The organism is Actinomadura barringtoniae, assembly GCF_017573505.1.
Lineage (GTDB): Bacteria > Actinomycetota > Actinomycetes > Streptosporangiales > Streptosporangiaceae > Spirillospora > Spirillospora barringtoniae.
Map to the genome: position 1 here is coordinate 522,911 of NZ_JAGEOJ010000005.1, position 18,759 is coordinate 541,669.

Genomic DNA, 18,759 nt, shown 5'->3' on the forward strand with positions numbered 1-18,759 from the left:
AATCGGGCCGACCGATTTGTCCAATTCTCCACTTTGTCCAGGTCATCGCGTGACCCATTCCGCAGCGTGATCACCCCATGGCAAGATCCACGACACCTCATGCCCCCGCGCGGTGCCCGGCCTCCCGGGTACCCGAAAGGATGCAGCTCCCACATGAGATCAAGAGCTCGACTGACGATCGCCTCCGCGATCGCCGTCGTCTGCGGGGCGGCGGCGCTCATCGCCGTCCTCGCCGGCGGCGGTATACACGGCGTCAGCGCCGCGATCACCGGTGCCGACGGCGCCGACGGCCAGGCCGTCCGTTACTTCCCCGCCGGCACCGACCTCGGCGGACGGAAGGTCAAGAACCTCAAGGGCAAGCAGTACAAGCAGTACGTCAAGGGCACCAAGGTCGGCGTGAAGTGCCAGGCCTGGGGCGTCCTCGCGGGCGAGTCCTACATCTGGGACAAGACCACCGACGGCCTGTGGGTGCCCGACTACAACGTGAAGACCGGCACGACGCTGTTCGTCCCGGGCATGCCGCGCTGCGACCGTGACAGGCCGTCCGCGGGTCCGGGCACCGGCAAGCCGATCTTCACCGACCCGCGCTGCGGCACGGCCGGCGCCAAGCACGGCCGCTGGTGGAGCACGACCGAGCCCGCGGTCCGCAAGGCCAAGGGTTCGACGCGCGGCACCTCCAAGGCCAAGGTCGAGCGGGTCATCAAGGCGGCCCTCTCCCAGACCGGCAAGAAGCTCCCCTACTCCTGGGGCGCGGGCGGCCTGGCCGGGCCGAGCTGCGGCGGCGAGAAGAACCACATCCGCGAGAACGTGGACGACTACGACCGCTACGGCTACGACTGCTCCGGGTTCACCGCCTACGCGTTCTGGAAGGGCGCGGGCAAGAACATCGGCGTCGCCACCGGCAGCCAGGTCAAGTCCGGCACGAAGGTCGCCTACAAGAACCTGCGCCGCGGCGACCTGATCTTCTGGGAGTCGCACCCGGGCACGACCGACCACGTCGCCCTCTACCTCGGCAAGGGCAAGATCGTCGAGGCCAAGTGGCCGCGCACGACCACCAGCGTGCACGTCCGCACGTTCAAGCGCTCGAAGGAGGCCGGCCTCTCCCCGTACGCGATCCGCGTCTTCCGCTGACACCCCACCCGCGCGACGCGACCACGCGCCGATCTTGCTCTCACGGCCCTTGGAAACGTTTCCAAAGGGCGCTGAGAGCAAGATCGGCGCATTTGTGCGGCCCAGTGGGTGGCACACTTGCGGTGCGATGTCCGGGGAGATGAAGGGTCTGAGCCGTTTGTGGCGGCCGCCGTACGAGCTCGATGTCCGGCTGACCGTGGGCCTGCACCGGCGCGGCGGCGGCGACCCCGCGTTCCGCTTCGACGGGGACGGCACGATCTGGCGGGCGTCCTGCACGCCCGACGGGCCCGGGACGCTGCGGCTGAACGAGGCGGACGGCGTCATCGAGGCGCGTGCCTGGGGCCCAGGGGCGGCGTGGCTGCTGGAGGGCGTTCCCGATCTGCTGGGGGCGTCGGACTCGACCGAGGGCTTCCGGCCGACGCACGCGATCATCAAGGACACCATGGAGCAGCGACCCGGCCTGCGCCTCAGCAGGAGCGGGCGGGTGTTCGAGGCGCTCGTCCCGGCCGTTCTGGAGCAGAAGGTGCTCGGCGTCGAGGCCTGGCGGGCGTGGCGCTACCTGCTACGCCGCTTCGGCGAGCCGGCGCCGGGCGCCCCGGACATGCGAGTGCCCCCGCCGCCCGAGGTGTGGGCCAGGATCCCGTCGTGGGAGTGGCACCGTTCGGGCGCGGAGGCGGTGCGGGCCCGCACCATCATCGGCGCGGCCCGGGTGGCGGGGCGGCTGGAGGCCGACCCGAGCGAGCGGAAGCTGCGTTCGCTGCCCGGGATCGGGGTGTGGACGGCGGCCGAGATCCGGCAGCGGGCGCTCGGCGACCCCGACGCCGTCTCGGTCGGCGACTACCACCTGCCCGGGATCGTGGGCTGGGCGCTCACCGGCCGCAAGGTCGACGACGACGGGATGCTCGAGCTGCTGGCGCCGTACGCGGGGCACCGGTACCGGGTCACACGCCTGCTGGAACTGTCCGGCGCCCATCCGCCGCGACGCGGCCCCCGCCTTCCCGTGCGTGACTACCGCGGCTTCTGAAAGAGGCCGAGGAGCCCCTTCGCCGCAGCCAGAAGTTGTTCTTGGCCCAGTCGAGGCCGTCACGGGAGTCGGCGCCGAAGATCGGGCCGAAGACGGCGAGGGCGACGAAGAGAGCGAGAACGATCAACATGGGACTGTCCTTTGCGGTGGTGATTGCAGTGGACCCTGGCCGGGGTCCGGGACTATCCCGCGCGGTGTGCCTTTAGTTTGACGTGGTCCAACATTCAGGTCCAGCGACTATTTCTGGAGGGAATGTGTAAGAATCCCTTCACTATGCTGGATCTGGGGCGGTTGCGGGTGCTTCGCGAGCTGAGGGTGCGCGGGACCGTCAGCGCCGTCGCGGACGCCCTGGGTTACACGCCTTCCGCGGTCTCCCAGCAGCTCGCCCAGCTGCAGAAGGACGTCAACGTCAAGCTCGTCGAACGGGTCGGCCGCAGGCTGCGGCTCACCGAGGCGGGCGAGGTCCTCGCCGAGCAGGCCGAGTCCCTGCTCCTCCAGGCGCAGCGGGCCGAGGAGTCCGCCAAGGCGGCGGGCGGACGCGTCGCCGGAACGGTCAAGGCCGTCGGCTTCCAGACCGCGCTCCTGCACGTGCTGGCTCCGGCGCTGTCCAGGCTGAGGGCCGAGTACCCCGACCTGTGCGTCGACCTCCTCGACGAGGAGTTCCACCGCGTACTGCAGGGGCTCGCCCTCCAGGAGATCGACCTGGTCATCACCGACGAGTACTCGCATCTGCCGCGCGCCGTACGCCCCGAGCTCACCGCCGAGACGCTCATCACCGAACGGATGCAGATCGCGCTCCCGGAAGGCCACCGGCTGGCCAAGACCGAGGAGCCCGTTCACCTCGCCGACCTGGCCGACTGCGCGTGGGCGACCGGGCACATCGGCACCAACCACTCCGACCTGCTGGAGCGGACCTGCGTCGACGTCGCCGGGTTCCGGCCGGACGTGCGGCATCGGTCCAACGACCTCATGGTGCTGAACGCGGTGATCGCGCACGGCGGCGCGGTCGCGCTCGTACCGGACCTGGCGCTGTCGCGGTTCGAGTCGGGCATCGTCGCGCGCCCGCTGGCCGAGACGCAGGTGTGGCGGCGGATGGTGCTGTGGACTCGGGTCGGCGCCGAGGAACGCCCGTCGGTCCACGCCGTCGCGCGGGTGGTGCGGGCGACCGCCGACGAGCTGGTCGCCCAGCGTCCCAGCCTGATCCGCGGCGATCTTCAGGATGAGAGCGCCGATCCACAGGGCTAGATGCGGACCGGACCGGCGGGAATAGGCTCGACCTGCGGGCGGCTGGACTTAACAACCTCTTCACCTCGAGGTACCCCAGGGCTCCAGAAACTATGACGCTTGGCATAGAGTGCCGTTCATGGACGCTGGTGTGACGGAGTCCGCGCTCCGCAGGGCCTTGGCCCGGGCACGCGACGGCAAGACACTCGACCTCTCCGAGGCGACCACCCTGCTGCACGCCCGCGGCGCGCAGCTGGGCGACCTCCTGACGTACGCCTCACGCGTGCGCGACTCCGGGCTGGAGGCGGTGGGACGCCCCGGCGTCATCACCTACAGCCGCGGCGTCTTCATCCCGCTGACCCGCTTGTGCCGGGACCGCTGTGGCTACTGCACGTTCGCCACCGTTCCGCACAAGCTGGAGTCGCCCTACCTCAGCCCCGACGAGGTCCTGGACATCGCCCGCAAGGGCGCGGAGATGGGCTGCAAGGAGGCCCTCTTCACGCTCGGCGACAAGCCCGAGGACCGCTGGAAGGCCGCCCGCGACTGGCTCGACGCGCACGGCTACGACGACACGATCTCCTACGTCCGCGCGATGGCCATCCGCGTGCTGGAGGAGACGGGGCTGCTCCCCCACCTCAACCCCGGCGTCATGAACTGGCGCGACTTCCAGCGGCTCAAGCCCGTGTCGGCCTCCATGGGCATGATGCTGGAGACTACGGCGACCCGGCTCTTCAGCGAGAAGGGCGGGGCGCACTTCGGCTCCCCCGACAAGGACCCGGCCGTGCGGCTGCGCGTCCTGGAGGACGCGGGCCGCACCAACACCCCGTTCACCACCGGCATCCTCATCGGCATCGGCGAGACGCTCACCGAACGCGCCGAGTCGATCTTCGCGATCCGCAAGACCATGCGGGAGTACGGCGCGATCCAGGAGATCATCGTCCAGAACTTCCGCGCCAAGCCCGACACCAAGATGCGCGCCACCCCCGACGCGCTCCCCGAGGAACTGGCCGCGACCATCGCGGTGGCCCGCCTGGTGCTCGGCCCGAAGGCCCGCATCCAGGCTCCGCCCAACCTGGTCGGCGGCGAGTTCGAGCTGATGCTGCGCGCCGGGATCGACGACTGGGGCGGCGTCTCGCCGGTCACGATCGACCACGTCAACCCCGAGCGCCCGTGGCCGCAGATCGACGACCTCACCGCCCGTACCGCCGAGCTCGGCTTCACGCTCCGCGAGCGGCTGCCGATCTACCCCGAGTACGTCAAGCGCGGCGAGCCGTGGATCGACCCGCGCATCATGGGCCACATCACCGCCCTCTCCGAGCGTTCGACCGGCCTCGCCGACGACGCCAAGACCCCCGAGGGCCGGCCCTGGCAGGAGCCCGACGGCGGGTTCGAGGCGTTCGGCGGAACGGGCCGCACCGACCTGCACGTGGAGATCGACACCACCGGCCGCACCTCGGACCGGCGCGACGACTTCGACTCGGTGTACGGCGACTGGGACGCGCTCCGCGACCGCATGTCCGCGCCGCAGCGCTTCGACTCCGACATCAAGGCCGCCCTCGCCCACGCCGAGGCCGACCCCGCCGGCCTCTCCGACGACGAGGCCCTGGCCCTCCTGCACGCCGACGGCCCCGAGCTCGACGCGCTCACCAGGATCGCCGACGACCTGCGCCGCGAGACCGTGGGCGACGACGTGACCTACGTCGTCACCCGCAACATCAACTTCACCAACGTCTGTTACACCGGCTGCCGGTTCTGCGCGTTCGCCCAGAGACGCACCGACGCCGACGCCTACACCCTCTCTCTGGAACAAGTCGGGGACCGCGTGGACCAGGCCTGGGAGGCCGGTGCCACCGAGATCTGCATGCAGGGCGGCATCCACCCCGACCTGCCGGGCACCGCCTACTTCGACCTCGCCCGCGAGGTGAAGAAGCGCGCGCCGGAGATCCACCTGCACTCCTACAGCCCGATGGAGGTCATCAACGGCACCGCCCGTACCGACATGTCGCTACGGGAGTGGCTCCAGGAGGCCAAGGCCGCGGGCGTCGACTCGCTCCCCGGCACCGCCGCCGAGATCCTCGACGACGACGTGCGGTGGGTGCTCACCAAGGGCAAGCTCCCGACCGACCAGTGGATCGAGGTCGTCACGACCGCGCACGAGGTCGGCCTCCGCACCACCTCGACGATGATGTACGGCCACGTGGACACCCCGTCGCACTGGGTCGCGCACCTGAAGCTGCTGCGCTCGATCCAGGAGCGCACCGGCGGCTTCACCGAGTTCGTGCTGCTGCCGTTCGTGCACCACAACTCGCCGATCTACCTCGCCGGCCTGGCCCGCCCCGGGCCCACGGTCCGCGAGAACATCGCCGTCCACGCGCTGGCCCGCATCCTGCTGCACGGCGCGATCCCCAACATCCAGACCTCCTGGGTGAAGCTCGGCGACGAGATCGCGACCCGCGTCCTCCAGGGCGGCGTCAACGACCTGGGCGGCACCCTGATGGAGGAGACCATCAGCCGGATGGCGGGCTCGGAGAACGGCTCGTTCAAGACCATCAGCTCCCTGGAGGCCATCGCCGCCGCCGCCGGCCGCCCCGCCGTCCAACGCACCACCGAGTACGGCCGCCCGTCCGCCGAACGCGTCCAAGCCGCCCGCCGCACCGACGGCGTCGGCCACTTCGGAAAGGGCCTCCCGCTGGTCAGCAGCTGACCACACGCGTGAGCCCGCTGCCCGCGCGGCGCCGTAACGCCCCTGGCGCCGCGCGGACAACCGGCCTATGCCATGCGGTCGAGCTGGGCCACGACCCTGGCCAGGATCCTGCCCTGCTCCTCCTGGGTCGCTCGTAGCTTGCCGAACTCACCCATCATGAGATTGAAGCCCGACTTCATGTCTTCCTTGGTGGCGAAGACTTCGTGCAGCGCAGCGAACTCCTGCCGAGTCTCCTCGCGCAGTGCGGCGAGGTCGTCTTTGGTGGCGAGGTTGACGAGGTCCTGCTTGGTCGCCAGGTCGCCCAGGCGGATGTCCTCGACGCGAGGCGTGTCGGTCATGGTCATCTGGACCCTTTCTCTCGGGGGACCATCAGACTACGGAACGTCAACGACGCAATTCGGACTGTCACGCGTCTGTGGAAAACCTGACGGCGGTGGGGGGGAGGGCTATGCCGGGCCAGAGGCGGAGGCCGTCGCGGAGTTCGTTGCCGGGGCCTACGAGGGCGCCGTCGCCGAGGATGACGCCGTCGAGGGTGGCGCCGGGGCCGACGCGGGCGCCGCGGCCCACTACTGAGTCGCGGACGGTGGCGCCTTCGGCGACGAAGGCGCCGTCCTGGAGGACGCTGCCGAGCACGGTGGCGCCGGCCTCGATCTCGGCTCCGCGGCCGACGGTGGTGCCGTCGCGGACGACGGCGCGCGGGGAGACGACGGCGCCGTCCAGGATGAGGCGCTCGCCGGGGTCGCCGGGCATGGCGGCGGAGGCGATCCGGCCGAGCACCAGGTCGCAGGAGCCGCGGACGAAGGCCTGGGGGGTGCCGACGTCGAGCCAGTACCCGGACTCGACGTAGCCCATGACGACGGCGCCGGAGGAGATGAGGCCGGGGAAGGTCTCGCGTTCGACGGAGACGACCTCGTCCTCGGGGATGGTGTCGATCGCGTCGCGGCGGAAGACGTAGCAGCCCGCGTTGATCTGGTCGGTGACCGGGTGGTTGGTCTTCTCCAGGAACGCGGTGACGCGGCCGTCGGCGTCGGTCGGGACGCAGCCGAAGCGGGACGGGTCCTCGACCTCGACGAGGTGGAGGGTGACCGCGGCGCCCGCCTTCTCGTGGACCGACACCTGGGCGGTCACATCGTGGCCGGAGAGGATGTCGCCGTTGAGGATGAGGACGGGCTCGTTGGAGGAGCAGGTGAGCGCCTTGGCGGCGTTGCGGATCGCGCCGGCCGTGCCGAGCGGGCGCCTCTCGCTGACGTAGGCGAGGTCGACGCCGTACGCGTGCGAGCCGAAGGCGGCCTCGAACATCTCCGCGCGGTAGGAGGTGGCGAACACGATGCGGTCCACGCCCGCGGCGTGGGCGCGGGCCAGCTGGTGCGCGAGGAAGGCCACGCCGGCGGTCGGCAGCAGCGGCTTCGGGGTCGAGATCGTCAGCGGTCGCAGCCGGGTTCCCTGTCCCCCGACCAGCAGGATGGCTTCCAACGGCTTCCTTCCTCGTGCAGGCAGGTCGTGCGAGCCTAATGGGGACGGACCTTAGTGGGACGCCGCGTACTGCGTGATGGCCCTCTCAAAAGATTCAAGGTGTGCTTGCGCGGACGCCTCCCAGCTGAACTGCTGGGAACGGGCGTACGCGGCCTCGGCCAGGTCCTGGCGGCGCGCGTCGTCCGACAGCAGGGAGCTGAGGGCACGGCAGATGCCCCACGCGTCGGGCTCGGTGTAGGCGACCGCGTCCCCGCCGACCTCGGGCAGCGGGCCCCGGCGGGTCGTCAGCACGGGAGCACCGCAGGACATGGCCTCAAGGACGGGAAGGCCGAAGCCCTCGCCGCGGCTCGGGAGAGCGACCACGCGGGCGCCACCGAAGAAGCCCGGCAGCGCCGACCAGGGCAGGTAGCCAGGGCGCACCACCTTGAGCTGCAACGGAACGGTCGCCAGTGCCGCGTCCACCTCGTCGTCCCAGCCGCCGCTCCCCGCCAGCACCAGTGCAGGCGGGTCGGGATGGTCCGACACCGCACGCGCCCAGCCTCTGATCAGGTTCGGAACGTTCTTGCGCGGCTCCAGCGCGCCGAGGTAGGCGATGTAGGGCCGGCCGTGCAGGCCGAGCCGGTCCGACACCTTCTTGACCTCGACCTCCGACGGCCGATGGAAGATCTTGTGGTCGACGCCGTGGTAGGCCACGTCGATGTGGGTGGGGTCGGCGTCCAGCAGCGACACCAGCTCGTCCCTGGTGGCCCTGGACGGCGCGATCAGCCGGGTCGCCCGGCGCGCCGCGGTACGGGTCGCGGACTTGATGTAGGTGGACCGGATCGGGTCGTGCCCCTCGGCCTCGCCGAACACGGTCACGTCGTGGATCGTCACGACCGTCGGCAGCCCGGCCCGCATCGGCAGGATGTAGGCGGGCAGATGGATGACGTCCGCCCCGACCTGCTGCGCGACGTACGGCAGGCCGGTCTGTTCCCACGCCAGCCGCGAGGCGCGGTGCGACAGCGCCGCCGGCCCGGCGACGATCCGCGCCCCCGGCGCGATCAGTCCGTACCGTTCCTCGTCGGCGCGCTGGCACGCGACCGCGAGATCCGCGCCCTGCGCGTGCAGAGCGGCCAGCAACCCGTCGATGTAGCGGCACAGCGCCCCACGATCGGCGGGTACGGCAGTGGCGTCGACAAGGATCCGAGGCGCCACGGTGCCCCCTTATGTCCCGGTGAGCGCGAAGTGATGGGGATCACTCCCCACCAGTCCGAGCCTACGCCGATCTCGGGAGCGGTGGGGCGAAGCCACGGGGGCGAAACACGGCCCCGGGTGGAAGTCAGACCCGCTTGCGAGCCCGGATCAACACGATGCTGCCGCGCTCGTTCGGAGCGCGCCGGTCACCGAGCGCGACCAGGGGCGTGAGCGGCGCCGCCGCGTTGAAGCCGATCTTGCCGCCGTACGTGGACAGCGACAGGTAGAGGCGTTCGGCGGCGGCCGTGCGGAACTGGTAGGAGTGCCGCACCAGGTCCAGCCCGCGCTCGTTCATGAGCTTGCCGAGCGTCTCGTGGGTGTAGGTGTGCTGCACGTGGTACTTGCTCTTGTGCGTGTCGCGCAGCTTCGGCCACGTGTCGGCGCGGCTCAGCACGTCGGCGGACATGAAGATCTCGCCGCCCGGCTTCAGCACCCGCGCCATCTCGTCCAGCGACTCGCCGCCGTCGTCGAAGTGCTCGATCGCGCACACCGACAGGATCGAGTCGAACGAGCCGTCCGCGAACGGCAGCCGCAGCGCGTCGCACTCGACCAGCGCCGGCGGGTGGGCCAGGCCCTGCCCGTACAGCATCTTCTTGCGCGCCAGGTCGATGGAGACCGCTTCGGCGCCGCGCTTGCGGGCCTGCCCGGCCCAGTAGCCGTCGCCGCCCGCCACGTCCAGGACCCGCTTGCCGCGCAGATCCCGGCCCATCCAGCCGAGCAGCGTCCCGGCCTCGCGGTACCGGCACACGTGCACCTGGTGCCCCATGAAGGCGACCACATCCGAGAGATTCATCGGGGCCAACTCTAGGACCCCCGCGCCGTGGAAATGGCGAAAGCTCCGAGCGCGGGGCGCGCTGGCCTACCCTGGGCGGGTGATTTCGAAGGCCCTGGTGATGCGTGCGCTGCGCATCCTGCTGGTCGTGCTGGCACTGGCGTTCTGCGCCTACAGCCTTGTCGACCAGTGGGACGCGACCGTGCGGGCGTTCGAGCAGATGTCGGCATGGACCCTGCTCGGCGCGTTCGTGACGGGAATGGCGGGCCTGTTCGCCTGGATGCTGAGCTGGCGGGTCTTCCTTGCCGGGCTCGGCTCCCCCCTGCCGCTCAAGGCGATGTACCGGATCTCCTCCATCTCCCAGCTCGGCAAGTACGTGCCTGGCAAGGTGTGGGCGGTCGTCACGCAGATGGAGATGGCCAAGGAGCACGACGTGCCGCGGGCGCGCAGCTTCGGCTCCACGCTGCTGGCGGTGGCCGCGTCGCAGGCGACCGGGCTGGCCGTGGCGGCGGTCACGCTGCCGCTGGTCTCCGAGGCGGCCAGGGAACGCTACTGGTGGCTGTTCCTGCTGGCCCCGGTCGTGCTGGCCTGCCTGCACCCCAGGATCGTCACCTGGGGCCTGAACCTGCTGCTCAAGCTGGCCCGGCGCCCGCCGCTGGAGCACCCGGTGAGCCTGGCCGAGACCGTGCGCGGCGTGGTCTGGGCCGTGGTCGGCTGGTTCTTCTTCGGCCTGCACATGTGGATGCTGTGCGCGGCGGCCGGCGGCGAGGGCAAGGGCCTGCCGTTCCTGGCGATGGGGGCCTACGCGCTGGCGTTCGTGGCCGGGTTCCTGGTCTTCATCGCGCCCGGCGGCATCGGCGCCCGCGAGGCGGCCATGGTGCTGGTGCTCACCCCCGCGATGCCCGCCGGCGCCCCGATCGTGGTCGCGCTGGTCTCCCGGGTGCTGCTCACGCTGGCCGATCTGGCGAACGCGGGGATCGCCGTCCTCATCGGCGGACGGCCGCCCAAGGCACCGAAGGACGCCTTCGAGGCGGGGAATGAACGCGAACCCGAGACGCTTGTCACGGGTACGCAGCCGACTAAGGAGTGATCCGTGGCATCCCCTATCACCATTACCGACGCCACCTACGAAGAGCAGGTGCTGAAGAGCGACGTCCCGGTCCTGGTGGACTTCTGGGCGGAATGGTGCGGGCCCTGCAAGATGATCGCCCCGATCCTCGAGGAGATCGCGCAGGAGTACGACGGCAAGATCGTGATCGCCAAGCTGAACGCCGACGACTACCCGTCGATCCCGGCCGCGCAGGGCGTCATGGGCCTGCCCACCCTGAACCTCTACAAGAACGGCGAGGTCGTCGAGCAGATCGTCGGCGCCAAGCCGAAGCGCGCGCTGCTCAAGGTCATCGAGCCGCACCTCGGCTGACGGCTCAAGCGACCGGCCTGCCGACGGCCTCGGTCAGCGTCTCCACGTAGGCGGCCCAGAGGGGCTCGTGATCGACGGGGGCGACCCCTTCACGCAGCTTCTCGGGCTCGCCGGGCGCGTAGAACCGCTTCAGCGCGTCCGTGAGCGAGCCGACGTCGTCCGGCTCGCAGATCAGCCCGTCCACGCCGTCGCGGATCTGCGCGGCGAAGCCGCCGACCCGCGTCGCGATCACCGGGATGCCGTGCTCGTACGCCATCCAGACGTTCTGCGAGGCCGTCGCCGACCGGTAGGGCAGCACGAGAGCGTCCGCCCCCGCGAAGAGCCCCGGCACATCCGCCGCCGGCACGTAGCCGGGATGGATCTCGACGCGTTCGGCGATCCCCAGCTCGGAGATCAGCTTCTGCGTGTCGTCCAGACCGCCCCAGAACTCCCCCGCGACCGTCAGCGAGACGTCCGGCGGCCCGGCCGCCAGCGCCCGCAGCAGGACGTCCAGCCCCTTGTAGGGCCGCACGATCCCGAAGAACAGCAGCCGTCGCGTGGTCGCCTCGTGCGGCGTCGCGATCTCCGAGGTCGGCAGGTGCGCGGGCATCTCGGCCACCCGCACCGGCTTGGAGGTCAGCGTCCGCGCGATCTCGGCCTGCGGCTCGGAGTGCACGAGGACCCCGTTCACGCGCCGCAGCAGCCGCTTCATCAGCGGCCGGTCGTACGGCTTGGCCTCGTGCGGAAGGACGTTGTGGCACAGCGCCACCACCGGCGTCCCCCGCCCGATCCCGGCGAGAATCCCCAGGTAGGACGGCACCTGAACGGGGCTCAGCACGGCCAGCACGATCAGGTCGTACGACCGCAGTGACCGCCCGGTGCGCCACCAGCCGTCGGGGCGCCGCCAGTCCAGGTCGTGCCGCGTCGCCGGGAACGGCTCGCCCTCCGGCTCGGAGATCGTCTGCTGCCCCGGGTAGAGGAACGACGGGTACTGCGCGCGCCACGACTCGATCACCACGTCGTGGCCCGCCGCGCTCAGCCGGTGCGCCAGCTCGGTGGTGTGGTGGGCTCCGCCGCCCTTGTAGGGGAACGCGGGCCCGACGACGGCGATCCTCATGTGTCACCGCGCGAGCGGACGATCAGGTCGGCCAGCAGCGCCAAACTCGCGATGATCAGTCCGGTCACGAAGATCATGATGGTGTTGTTGGCGAAGTAGCCGAAGTGCCACACCATGTCGAACACGCCCTTGGCCAGGCCGATGACGATCAGCCACAGCGCGGGCGGCATCAGCACCTTGAGCGGGTTGAAGTACATGACCATCCGCAGCACCTGCAGGATGTAGCGGTAGGCGTCCTTGGTGAAGTGGAACTTGGACTTGCCCGCCCGCTTGAAGTAGTCGATCGGCACGTACCGCACGTCGTGCTGGTTCGACAGGAACGCGATCGTGATCGTGGTGACGCAGGAGAACCCGGGCGGCAGCAGCCGAAGGTAGGGCAGCGACACCTCGCGGCGGAACGCGCGCAGCCCGGAGTTCAGGTCCGGGATCTTGGAGTTGGTCAACCGCTCGGCGACCTTGCGGATGAACCACTTGGCGGGCACCCGCAGCAGCTTGTGCGTGCCCTCCTCGCTGGTCCGCGCGCCGACGACCTGGTCGACCGTGGGGTCGGTGTCCAGGATGTCGACCAGATCGGGGATGCGGTCGTTCGGATAGGTCATGTCGGCGTCGGTCCACACGACGATCTCGCCGCGGGCCTGCTGGGTGCCGATCCTGCGGACCGTTCCCGAGCCGCTGTTGTGGTGGAACGCCATGATCCGCATGTTCGGGAACTGCGGTGCGGCCTCCTCGAGGCGGGCCAGCGTGGCGTCGGTCGAGCAGTCGTCGACGGCGAGCAGCTCATAGGGTTTGCCGCTGTCGTCCATCGCCTTGCAGATGCGTTCGACCTCGTCGATGACGTGATCCTGCTCGTTGTAACAGGGCAGGACGATCGTCACGTGCACGGGCGGCTCGTGGGGCTCGGTACTCACGCAGCGCGAGGATACCCGGCTTACGGGTGAGCGGGCTCGGACATCCACACGTTGAGGTTGAACGTCCAGGTTCCGGAGGGGGCCTTGAGCAGCGTTCGCGGGTCCTGCCGGGTGCGCAGAGCGATCACCTGGGCGGGCGGTCCGTAGGGCGAGACCTGCTGCGGTTCGGCGCCGAGAATGACCGGCCGCCGGCCCGCCGCGTAGATCTTGCCGATCACCCGCTGGACGTCCTGCGGCTTGGCCGTCTCGACCGTACGGGCCGCCGGGAGGCCGCACATGCTGCGCACGACCTGCAGGAACCGGTCGGCGGTGGGACGGTCCACGATCACGATCGACCGCCCGGGGCCGAGCCGGTCGCACATCGACCGGACGGCGGCGACCTCGCCCTGGTCGGACTTGGAGACCATGAACCCGGCCGAGGCGACGGCGATCGGCACGACGAGCACCGCCACGCCGAGGACGGCCGCCGCGCCGGTGACGCGCTTGCCGTACCCGAGTCGTCGCATTCGCCGGAAAACCCACGCGAGCGCCCACACCGCGAAGAGCAGGAGCCCCGGTATGACGACGCCGATGAGCCGCCGGGTGGCCCACGGGTGGTCGGGGGTGATGCCGGGCCGCCACAGCACGGCGACGGTCGTGAACGCGAAGACCGCGTACGGCAGCAGCCATTCCGGGGACTGGCGCCGCAGCAGCCGCCGGACCAGCAGCGCCGCGCCGAACGTCGCCAGCAGCAGCGCGGGCACGCCGATGTACCAGATCACCCAGTAGAGCGAGAGCTCGGAGTACTGCCGGGTGCCGTCGACGGTCAGGTGCTCGATCCGCTGGATGGACTCGATGAACTGGGCGTTCAGCTGGTCGTCGGGGTTGTCGGGGACGCGCCGCACGGTCTGGAAGTACGGCCGGACCGCGAAGCCGATCATCACCAGCACGGTCAGGACGGCCGCGAGCCCGGGCAGCCGCCCGTTCGACACCCAGGCGCCGATCCGCCGCAGCCTCGGCCCGGTGACCTTCCAGCGCAGCGCGCCGACCAGGGCGGCGGTGGCGGCGACCAGCAGCACGGTCATCGCCAGCAGCGGATCGAACGAGGCGTGCAGGTACTTCAGGTAGGGCCGCGACAGCACGAAGCCCTCGATCAGGCCGGCGCCGACGCCGAACGCCAGCCCCATCGCCAGCGGCGTGCCGGTCATGCGGCGGCGCGCGACCAGCAGCCCGGCGATCACCACCACCGGCAGGACGTCGCGCAGCCCGTCGATCCGGACCAGCACGATGAGGCCGAGCGCCATCCCGCCCAGGAACGCCTTGGCCCGCGCGGACTGCGGCAGGCCCTCGCGGGCTTCGGCACGCACGTCGTACATCAGCGCCAGCCCGCCCAGCAGCAGGACGAGCGCGGGCAGCTCGCTCAGCGTCGAGCGCGACACCCACAGCATGGGCAGGGTCAGCGCGAGGAAGAGCGCGCCGGCCGGAGCCCAGCGCGGCCCCACCATGCGGGCGGTGAGCCCGGCGAACGACAGGACGGCGCACGCGCCCAGGACCGGCGCCATGGCGAGCAGGGCGTACGTCCCGCCGATCCAGCCGCCGAGGGCCAGAATCATCGGCAGGCCCGCCATGAACTGCGGCACGATCGAGGTGCCCTGCTCGTAGAACGCGGGGCTGGCGTACCCGAGCGCCCGGTCCCCGCCGCCGAACGCCCAGCGCATCTGCGGGATCGGCAGCGAGCCGTGGTCGTTCAGCCAGGTCGCGAACTGCACGTACGAGGCCGGGTCGCGGCGGACGATGACCTGCTCGGAGCACATGACGATCTGCAGGACCAGGAACGCGATCGTGATCGCCAGGACCGACCCGGTCACCCACCACGGCACCGGCCCGAGGCGTTCGGGCGCGGGCTCGTCAGGGCCGCGCGGCCGGTCCCGCAGGCCCAGCCAGAGAACGATGGCGGCCGCGGGCAGGAACAGCGCGATGGCCGGCCCGGGGCGGAACAGCCCGGCCAGCAGGAGCGGCAGGGACACCATGAGCCAGGCGACGACGAGCAGCGCCGGGGCCACGGTGATCCTGGCGAGCACTCGGCTCGCACTCATCCTTCGCCTCCATGGTCAACCATCGATGCGGAGCGTAGCGGGCTTGACGCCCGGCTTCCGCCCGGCGCCCCGTACGCGCGGGCTCTAGGCTTCGCCCCATGGCTGAACCGTCGTCCGATGTCACACCCGCCGTTCTGCTGCGCCGCCGGGTCGAGAGCGACCCGTCGCGGCCTCTGGTCACCTTCTATGACGACCGGACCGGCGAGCGGGTCGAGCTGTCGGCCAAGACGTTCGACAACTGGGTGGCCAAGACCGCCAACCTGCTCGTGGACGGCCTGGGGGCGGCGCCCGGCGACCGGGTGGTGCCGGCGCTGCCGCCACACTGGCAGACCGCGGTGTGGCTGATGGCCTCCTGGGCGGCCGGGCTCGTCGTCGAGCCGGTCGATCCCGCCGGGCCGTTCGTCCCGGGCGAACCGGTCTCCGCGTCGGGTCCCTACATCCTGGCGGCCGCCGAAGAGGCGCTCGAGGATCTGGCGAACGACCCGGAGGCCGATGAGGTCGTCGGGCTGTCCCTCCACGCGCTCGGCGGGCCGCTGTCGTCCGCCCCGGCGGGGGTCACCGACTATGCGGTGGAGGTACGTGCCTACGGAGACAGGTTCGTCCCAGATACGGGAGTGACGTCCGAGTCGCCCGCCCTTACTGTGACAAACACCACATTCAGTGCGGCCGAGCTCGTCCGTGAGGCCACTGTGGCCGCCGAGAAATGGGGGTTGGACGCGCAGGACAGAGTGCTGGTTGACATGTCGTACACCACACTCGGCGGGTTGCTGACTGGCCTGCTTGCACCACTAGCCTCGGGAGCTTCCGTCATAATCCAACGAAACTTTGACAAAGACTCCCTAGATCGACGAGTGAGCCTGGAGCATGTGACCGCGGTGGGCGGTGTGTCCGGATGGAATGACGAATCCGGGTCCGTCCGCCGGCTTGCCTGACCTAGTCTCTGTTTTCCCGACCCCCTCGAGAACGGGCCTGCCCCCACCCGGAGCCGATGAACAGCAACCCCATGTACATGGAGTACGTCGACGACGCCGACCCGGATCCGGCGTCCCGTCGGCGCGGCTGGCGCATCCTCGGCTGGGTGTCGATCGGCCTGTCGGTCGTGATGGTGGCGTGCAGCCTGGCCGCGTACGGCGTCTACCGCCAGACGCTCGGCAACATGGGCCACGAGGACACCAACTCCCTGGTCGGGCCGAACCGGCCCAAGAAGCTGAACAACGCGATGAACATCCTGCTGCTCGGGTCCGACACCCGCGCGGGATCCAACGCCAAGTACGGCCGGGCCATGAAGAACGAGCCGCCGCGCTCGGACACGATGATCCTGCTGCACCTGTCGCCGGGCGGCGGCCAGGCGATGGGCATCAGCTTCCCGCGTGACCTGATGATCCCGATCCCGTCGTGCAAGACCCAGAGCGGCGGCACGACGACCGCGACGAGCCGCGGGCAGATCAACTCGGCGTTCACCCTCGGCGGCGCGTCCTGCGTGATCAAGACGATCGAGAAGATGTCCAACATCCACGTCGATCACTTCATGCAGGTCGACTTCAACGGGTTCAAGAAGATCACCTCCGCCATCAACGGCGTGCCGGTCTGCCTGACCAAGGACGTCAACGACAAGGACTCCAAGCTCCACCTCAGCAAGGGCAAGCACGTGGTGTCGGGCGAGACGGCCCTGGCGTACGTGCGGGCCCGGCACGGCCTCGGTGACGGCTCCGACACCGACCGGATCAAGCGCCAGCAGAAGTTCATGGGCTCGCTCGCCAACAAGGCCATGAGCGCCGGCGTGCTGACCAACCCCGGCAAGCTCCTCGGCCTACTGCAGGCCGTCAGCAAGTCGCTGACCGTCGACAACGACCTCACCGTCTCCCAGATGATGAAGATCGCCCAGGGCATGCAGGGCATGACCTCGGGCAAGCTGCGCTTCGTCACCGTCCCCTCGGGCCCCGACCCGCAGGACATCAACCGGGTCGCCCTGAAGCCCGAGGCCCAGGCCTTCTTCTCCGCCATCCGCAACGACAAGGCCGTGGCCGCTCCCGCCAAGGGCGGCAGCAAGGTCACCGCGAGCCAGGTCAAGGTCCGCGTCTACAACGCCAGCGGCATCGGCGGCCAGGCGGGCCGGGTGGCCGACGCGCTCAAGGCGCAGGGCATCCAGGTCATGGAGACCGGCAACATGAGCACCACCGCGACGACCAAGGTGCTCTACGGCACCGGCGCCGACCAGCAGGCCGGGTTCCTGGCCAAGCTGATCCCGAGCGGCCCGAAGCCCGCCCCCCGCACCAGCGGGGCCAGCGCGGGCGTGGTCGACCTCGTGGTCGGCAAGGACTGGACCAGCCTCAAGAGCGCCAAGGCCGGGATCCCGACCCAGGAGGGCGAGATCAAGGCGACCGACGACATCTGCAAGGGAGCCTGACCCCTCCCCCTGGGAACCGCGTATGACCTACACCAGCAGGCCCACGGCCTCAGTGCCCCAGCCCTCGCCCCATCAGGACGCCGCAGCCCCGGCGCCCGGGGAACCTGCGGCTCCAGAAGCCGCGGAGACGGCGGCACCGGAACCGGCGCCCAAGCGCAAGCCGCGGGATCCGTTCTTCGACAACGCCAAGTACCTGGCGATCCTGCTGGTGGTGATCGGGCACTCGCTGGCCAACCTGCAGAGCGTGCCGATGGCGGCGGGCCTGTACCTGTTCATCTACATGTTCCACATGCCGCTGTTCATCGTGATCACCGGCTACTTCTCGCGGAACTGGTCGTTCTCCCCGGGCAAGGCGCGCAAGCTCATCACCAACGTGGGCGTGCCGTACGTGGTGTTCGAGTTCGCCTACTCGATCTACGACTGGCTGGCCGGGCGCAACAAGCTCGAGATCAGCCTGCTCGACCCCTACTTCCTGACCTGGTTCCTGCTGGCGCTGTTCCTGTGGCGGCTGTCCACGCCGGTCTGGCAGCAGATCCGCTGGCCGGTCGCGGTGGCGCTCGGCTTCTCGCTGCTGTCGTACATGAGCGACCTCGGCCCGACCTTCGACCTGCACCGGGTGATCGGGCTGCTGCCGTTCTACGTGCTGGGCCTGATGCTGAAACCCGAGCACTTCGAGGTGCTGAAGCAGCCCGCGGCGCGGTACGTGGGCATCGTGGTCCTGCTCTGCGGGGCGGCGGTCGCGTTCATGGCCAAGGGCCACATGAACACCGACTGGGTCTACTGGAAGAACTCCCACCACGGCCTGGGCGTCAACAACGTGACCGGAACGGCGATGCGGCTGGCGATGTTCGCCTGCGCGATCACGCTGGTGGCGGCGTTCCTGACGCTGGTGCCCAGGCGCCGCACCTGGTTCACCGGGCTGGGCGCGACCACGCTCTACGCCTACCTGCTGCACGGGTTCGTGACCCGGCTGCTCCAGTTCACCGACTGGTGGGACGCGGCCTGGATGAACACCATTCCGGGCGTCCTCATCGTCATGGTCGGCGCGGTCATCGTCGGGACGCTGCTGTGCACCCGGCCGGTCGTGCGCTGCATGAGCTGGGCCCTGGAGCCGAAGATGACCTGGGCGTTCACCCCATTGCGGAAGCCGGGGACGAGCCGGGCAACGGCCACGGAGGGTACGAAGATCACCCCGGAGGGTACGAAGATCATCGATAACGGCCCGATCCGGTCGGGTCAGGTCAGATAGTCTCTGAGGAGCCGTCGCGCTTCTCATTAAGCGCAGTCCCCCG

At 70.1% G+C, this 18,759-nt stretch carries 16 protein-coding genes; 9 read left to right on the forward strand and 7 right to left on the reverse strand.

The window, feature by feature from the left end; genetic code table 11:
* The first annotated feature begins 153 nt into the window (after window positions 1-153).
* The 4 genes from J4573_RS15195 (at window position 154) to J4573_RS15210 (ending at window position 6,083) form a co-directional block, all read left to right on the forward strand.
* Window positions 154-1,131: a C40 family peptidase gene (locus J4573_RS15195; protein WP_208256078.1), complete on the forward strand. Its 978-nt coding sequence runs from the start codon at window positions 154-156 to the stop codon at window positions 1,129-1,131.
* 127 nt (window positions 1,132-1,258) lie between these two features.
* Window positions 1,259-2,155, forward strand: a complete 897-nt coding sequence (locus J4573_RS15200) for a DNA-3-methyladenine glycosylase family protein (protein WP_243772972.1) — start codon at window positions 1,259-1,261, stop codon at window positions 2,153-2,155.
* A 273-nt stretch (window positions 2,156-2,428) separates the two neighbouring features.
* The gene (locus J4573_RS15205; RefSeq protein WP_208256079.1) at window positions 2,429-3,400 is read left to right on the forward strand and encodes a LysR family transcriptional regulator; all 972 of its coding nucleotides are present in this window, start codon (window positions 2,429-2,431) and stop codon (window positions 3,398-3,400) included.
* Between the two features lie 118 nt (window positions 3,401-3,518).
* Window positions 3,519-6,083, forward strand: coding sequence for a bifunctional FO biosynthesis protein CofGH (locus J4573_RS15210; RefSeq protein WP_208256080.1), 2,565 nt, complete (start codon window positions 3,519-3,521; stop codon window positions 6,081-6,083).
* 65 nt (window positions 6,084-6,148) lie between these two features.
* On the opposite strand, the gene J4573_RS15215 is transcribed toward J4573_RS15210, so the two are convergent.
* From J4573_RS15215 to J4573_RS15230, 4 genes are all read right to left on the reverse strand, one after another.
* On the reverse strand, window positions 6,149-6,421 hold the full coding sequence (locus J4573_RS15215; protein WP_208256081.1) for a hypothetical protein: 273 nt from the start codon (window positions 6,419-6,421) through the stop codon (window positions 6,149-6,151).
* Between the two features lie 67 nt (window positions 6,422-6,488).
* Window positions 6,489-7,556 carry a mannose-1-phosphate guanylyltransferase gene (gene manB / locus J4573_RS15220; protein WP_208256082.1) on the reverse strand — a complete coding sequence of 356 codons (1,068 nt, stop codon included), beginning with the start codon at window positions 7,554-7,556 and terminating at the stop codon, window positions 6,489-6,491.
* Window positions 7,557-7,607: 51 nt separating this feature from the next.
* Window positions 7,608-8,750 (reverse strand): glycosyltransferase family 4 protein, encoded by a 1,143-nt coding sequence (locus tag J4573_RS15225; RefSeq protein WP_307796642.1) that lies wholly within the window; start codon window positions 8,748-8,750, stop codon window positions 7,608-7,610.
* 124 nt (window positions 8,751-8,874) lie between these two features.
* Complete coding sequence (locus tag J4573_RS15230) at window positions 8,875-9,582, reverse strand: class I SAM-dependent methyltransferase (RefSeq protein ID WP_208256083.1); 708 nt, start codon at window positions 9,580-9,582, stop codon at window positions 8,875-8,877.
* 79 nt (window positions 9,583-9,661) lie between these two features.
* Between J4573_RS15230 and J4573_RS15235 the strand changes: the two genes are divergently transcribed.
* Together J4573_RS15235 and trxA are read left to right on the forward strand one after the other, a co-directional pair.
* The gene (locus J4573_RS15235) at window positions 9,662-10,651 is read left to right on the forward strand and encodes a lysylphosphatidylglycerol synthase transmembrane domain-containing protein (RefSeq protein ID WP_307796643.1); all 990 of its coding nucleotides are present in this window, start codon (window positions 9,662-9,664) and stop codon (window positions 10,649-10,651) included.
* A 3-nt stretch (window positions 10,652-10,654) separates the two neighbouring features.
* Window positions 10,655-10,981 (forward strand): thioredoxin, encoded by a 327-nt coding sequence (trxA, locus tag J4573_RS15240; RefSeq protein WP_208256084.1) that lies wholly within the window; start codon window positions 10,655-10,657, stop codon window positions 10,979-10,981.
* A gap of 4 nt (window positions 10,982-10,985) precedes the next feature.
* Here trxA and J4573_RS15245 read toward each other — a convergent pair whose 3' ends face one another.
* From J4573_RS15245 to J4573_RS15255, 3 genes are read right to left on the reverse strand one after another with little or no spacing between them, the layout of a single operon-like run.
* Window positions 10,986-12,077, reverse strand: coding sequence for a glycosyltransferase family 4 protein (locus J4573_RS15245; protein WP_208256085.1), 1,092 nt, complete (start codon window positions 12,075-12,077; stop codon window positions 10,986-10,988).
* Complete coding sequence (locus tag J4573_RS15250; RefSeq protein ID WP_208256086.1) at window positions 12,074-12,985, reverse strand: glycosyltransferase family 2 protein; 912 nt, start codon at window positions 12,983-12,985, stop codon at window positions 12,074-12,076. Before J4573_RS15250 ends, J4573_RS15245 begins: the two co-directional genes overlap by 4 nt.
* A 20-nt stretch (window positions 12,986-13,005) precedes the next feature.
* The gene (locus J4573_RS15255; protein ID WP_208256087.1) at window positions 13,006-15,060 is read right to left on the reverse strand and encodes a hypothetical protein; all 2,055 of its coding nucleotides are present in this window, start codon (window positions 15,058-15,060) and stop codon (window positions 13,006-13,008) included.
* A 98-nt stretch (window positions 15,061-15,158) separates the two neighbouring features.
* Here J4573_RS15255 and J4573_RS15260 point away from each other — a divergent pair, with 98 nt between their 5' ends.
* The 3 genes from J4573_RS15260 to J4573_RS15270 are packed head-to-tail and all read left to right on the forward strand — an operon-like array spanning window position 15,159 to window position 18,716.
* A complete protein-coding gene (locus J4573_RS15260) occupies window positions 15,159-15,992 on the forward strand; it encodes a TIGR03089 family protein (RefSeq protein ID WP_208256088.1) in 834 nt (277 codons plus the stop codon).
* A 56-nt stretch (window positions 15,993-16,048) separates the two neighbouring features.
* Window positions 16,049-17,467, forward strand: coding sequence for an LCP family protein (locus J4573_RS15265; RefSeq protein WP_208256089.1), 1,419 nt, complete (start codon window positions 16,049-16,051; stop codon window positions 17,465-17,467).
* Between the two features lie 22 nt (window positions 17,468-17,489).
* Window positions 17,490-18,716 (forward strand): acyltransferase family protein, encoded by a 1,227-nt coding sequence (locus J4573_RS15270; protein ID WP_208256090.1) that lies wholly within the window; start codon window positions 17,490-17,492, stop codon window positions 18,714-18,716.
* The last annotated feature ends 43 nt before the right edge of the window (window positions 18,717-18,759 follow it).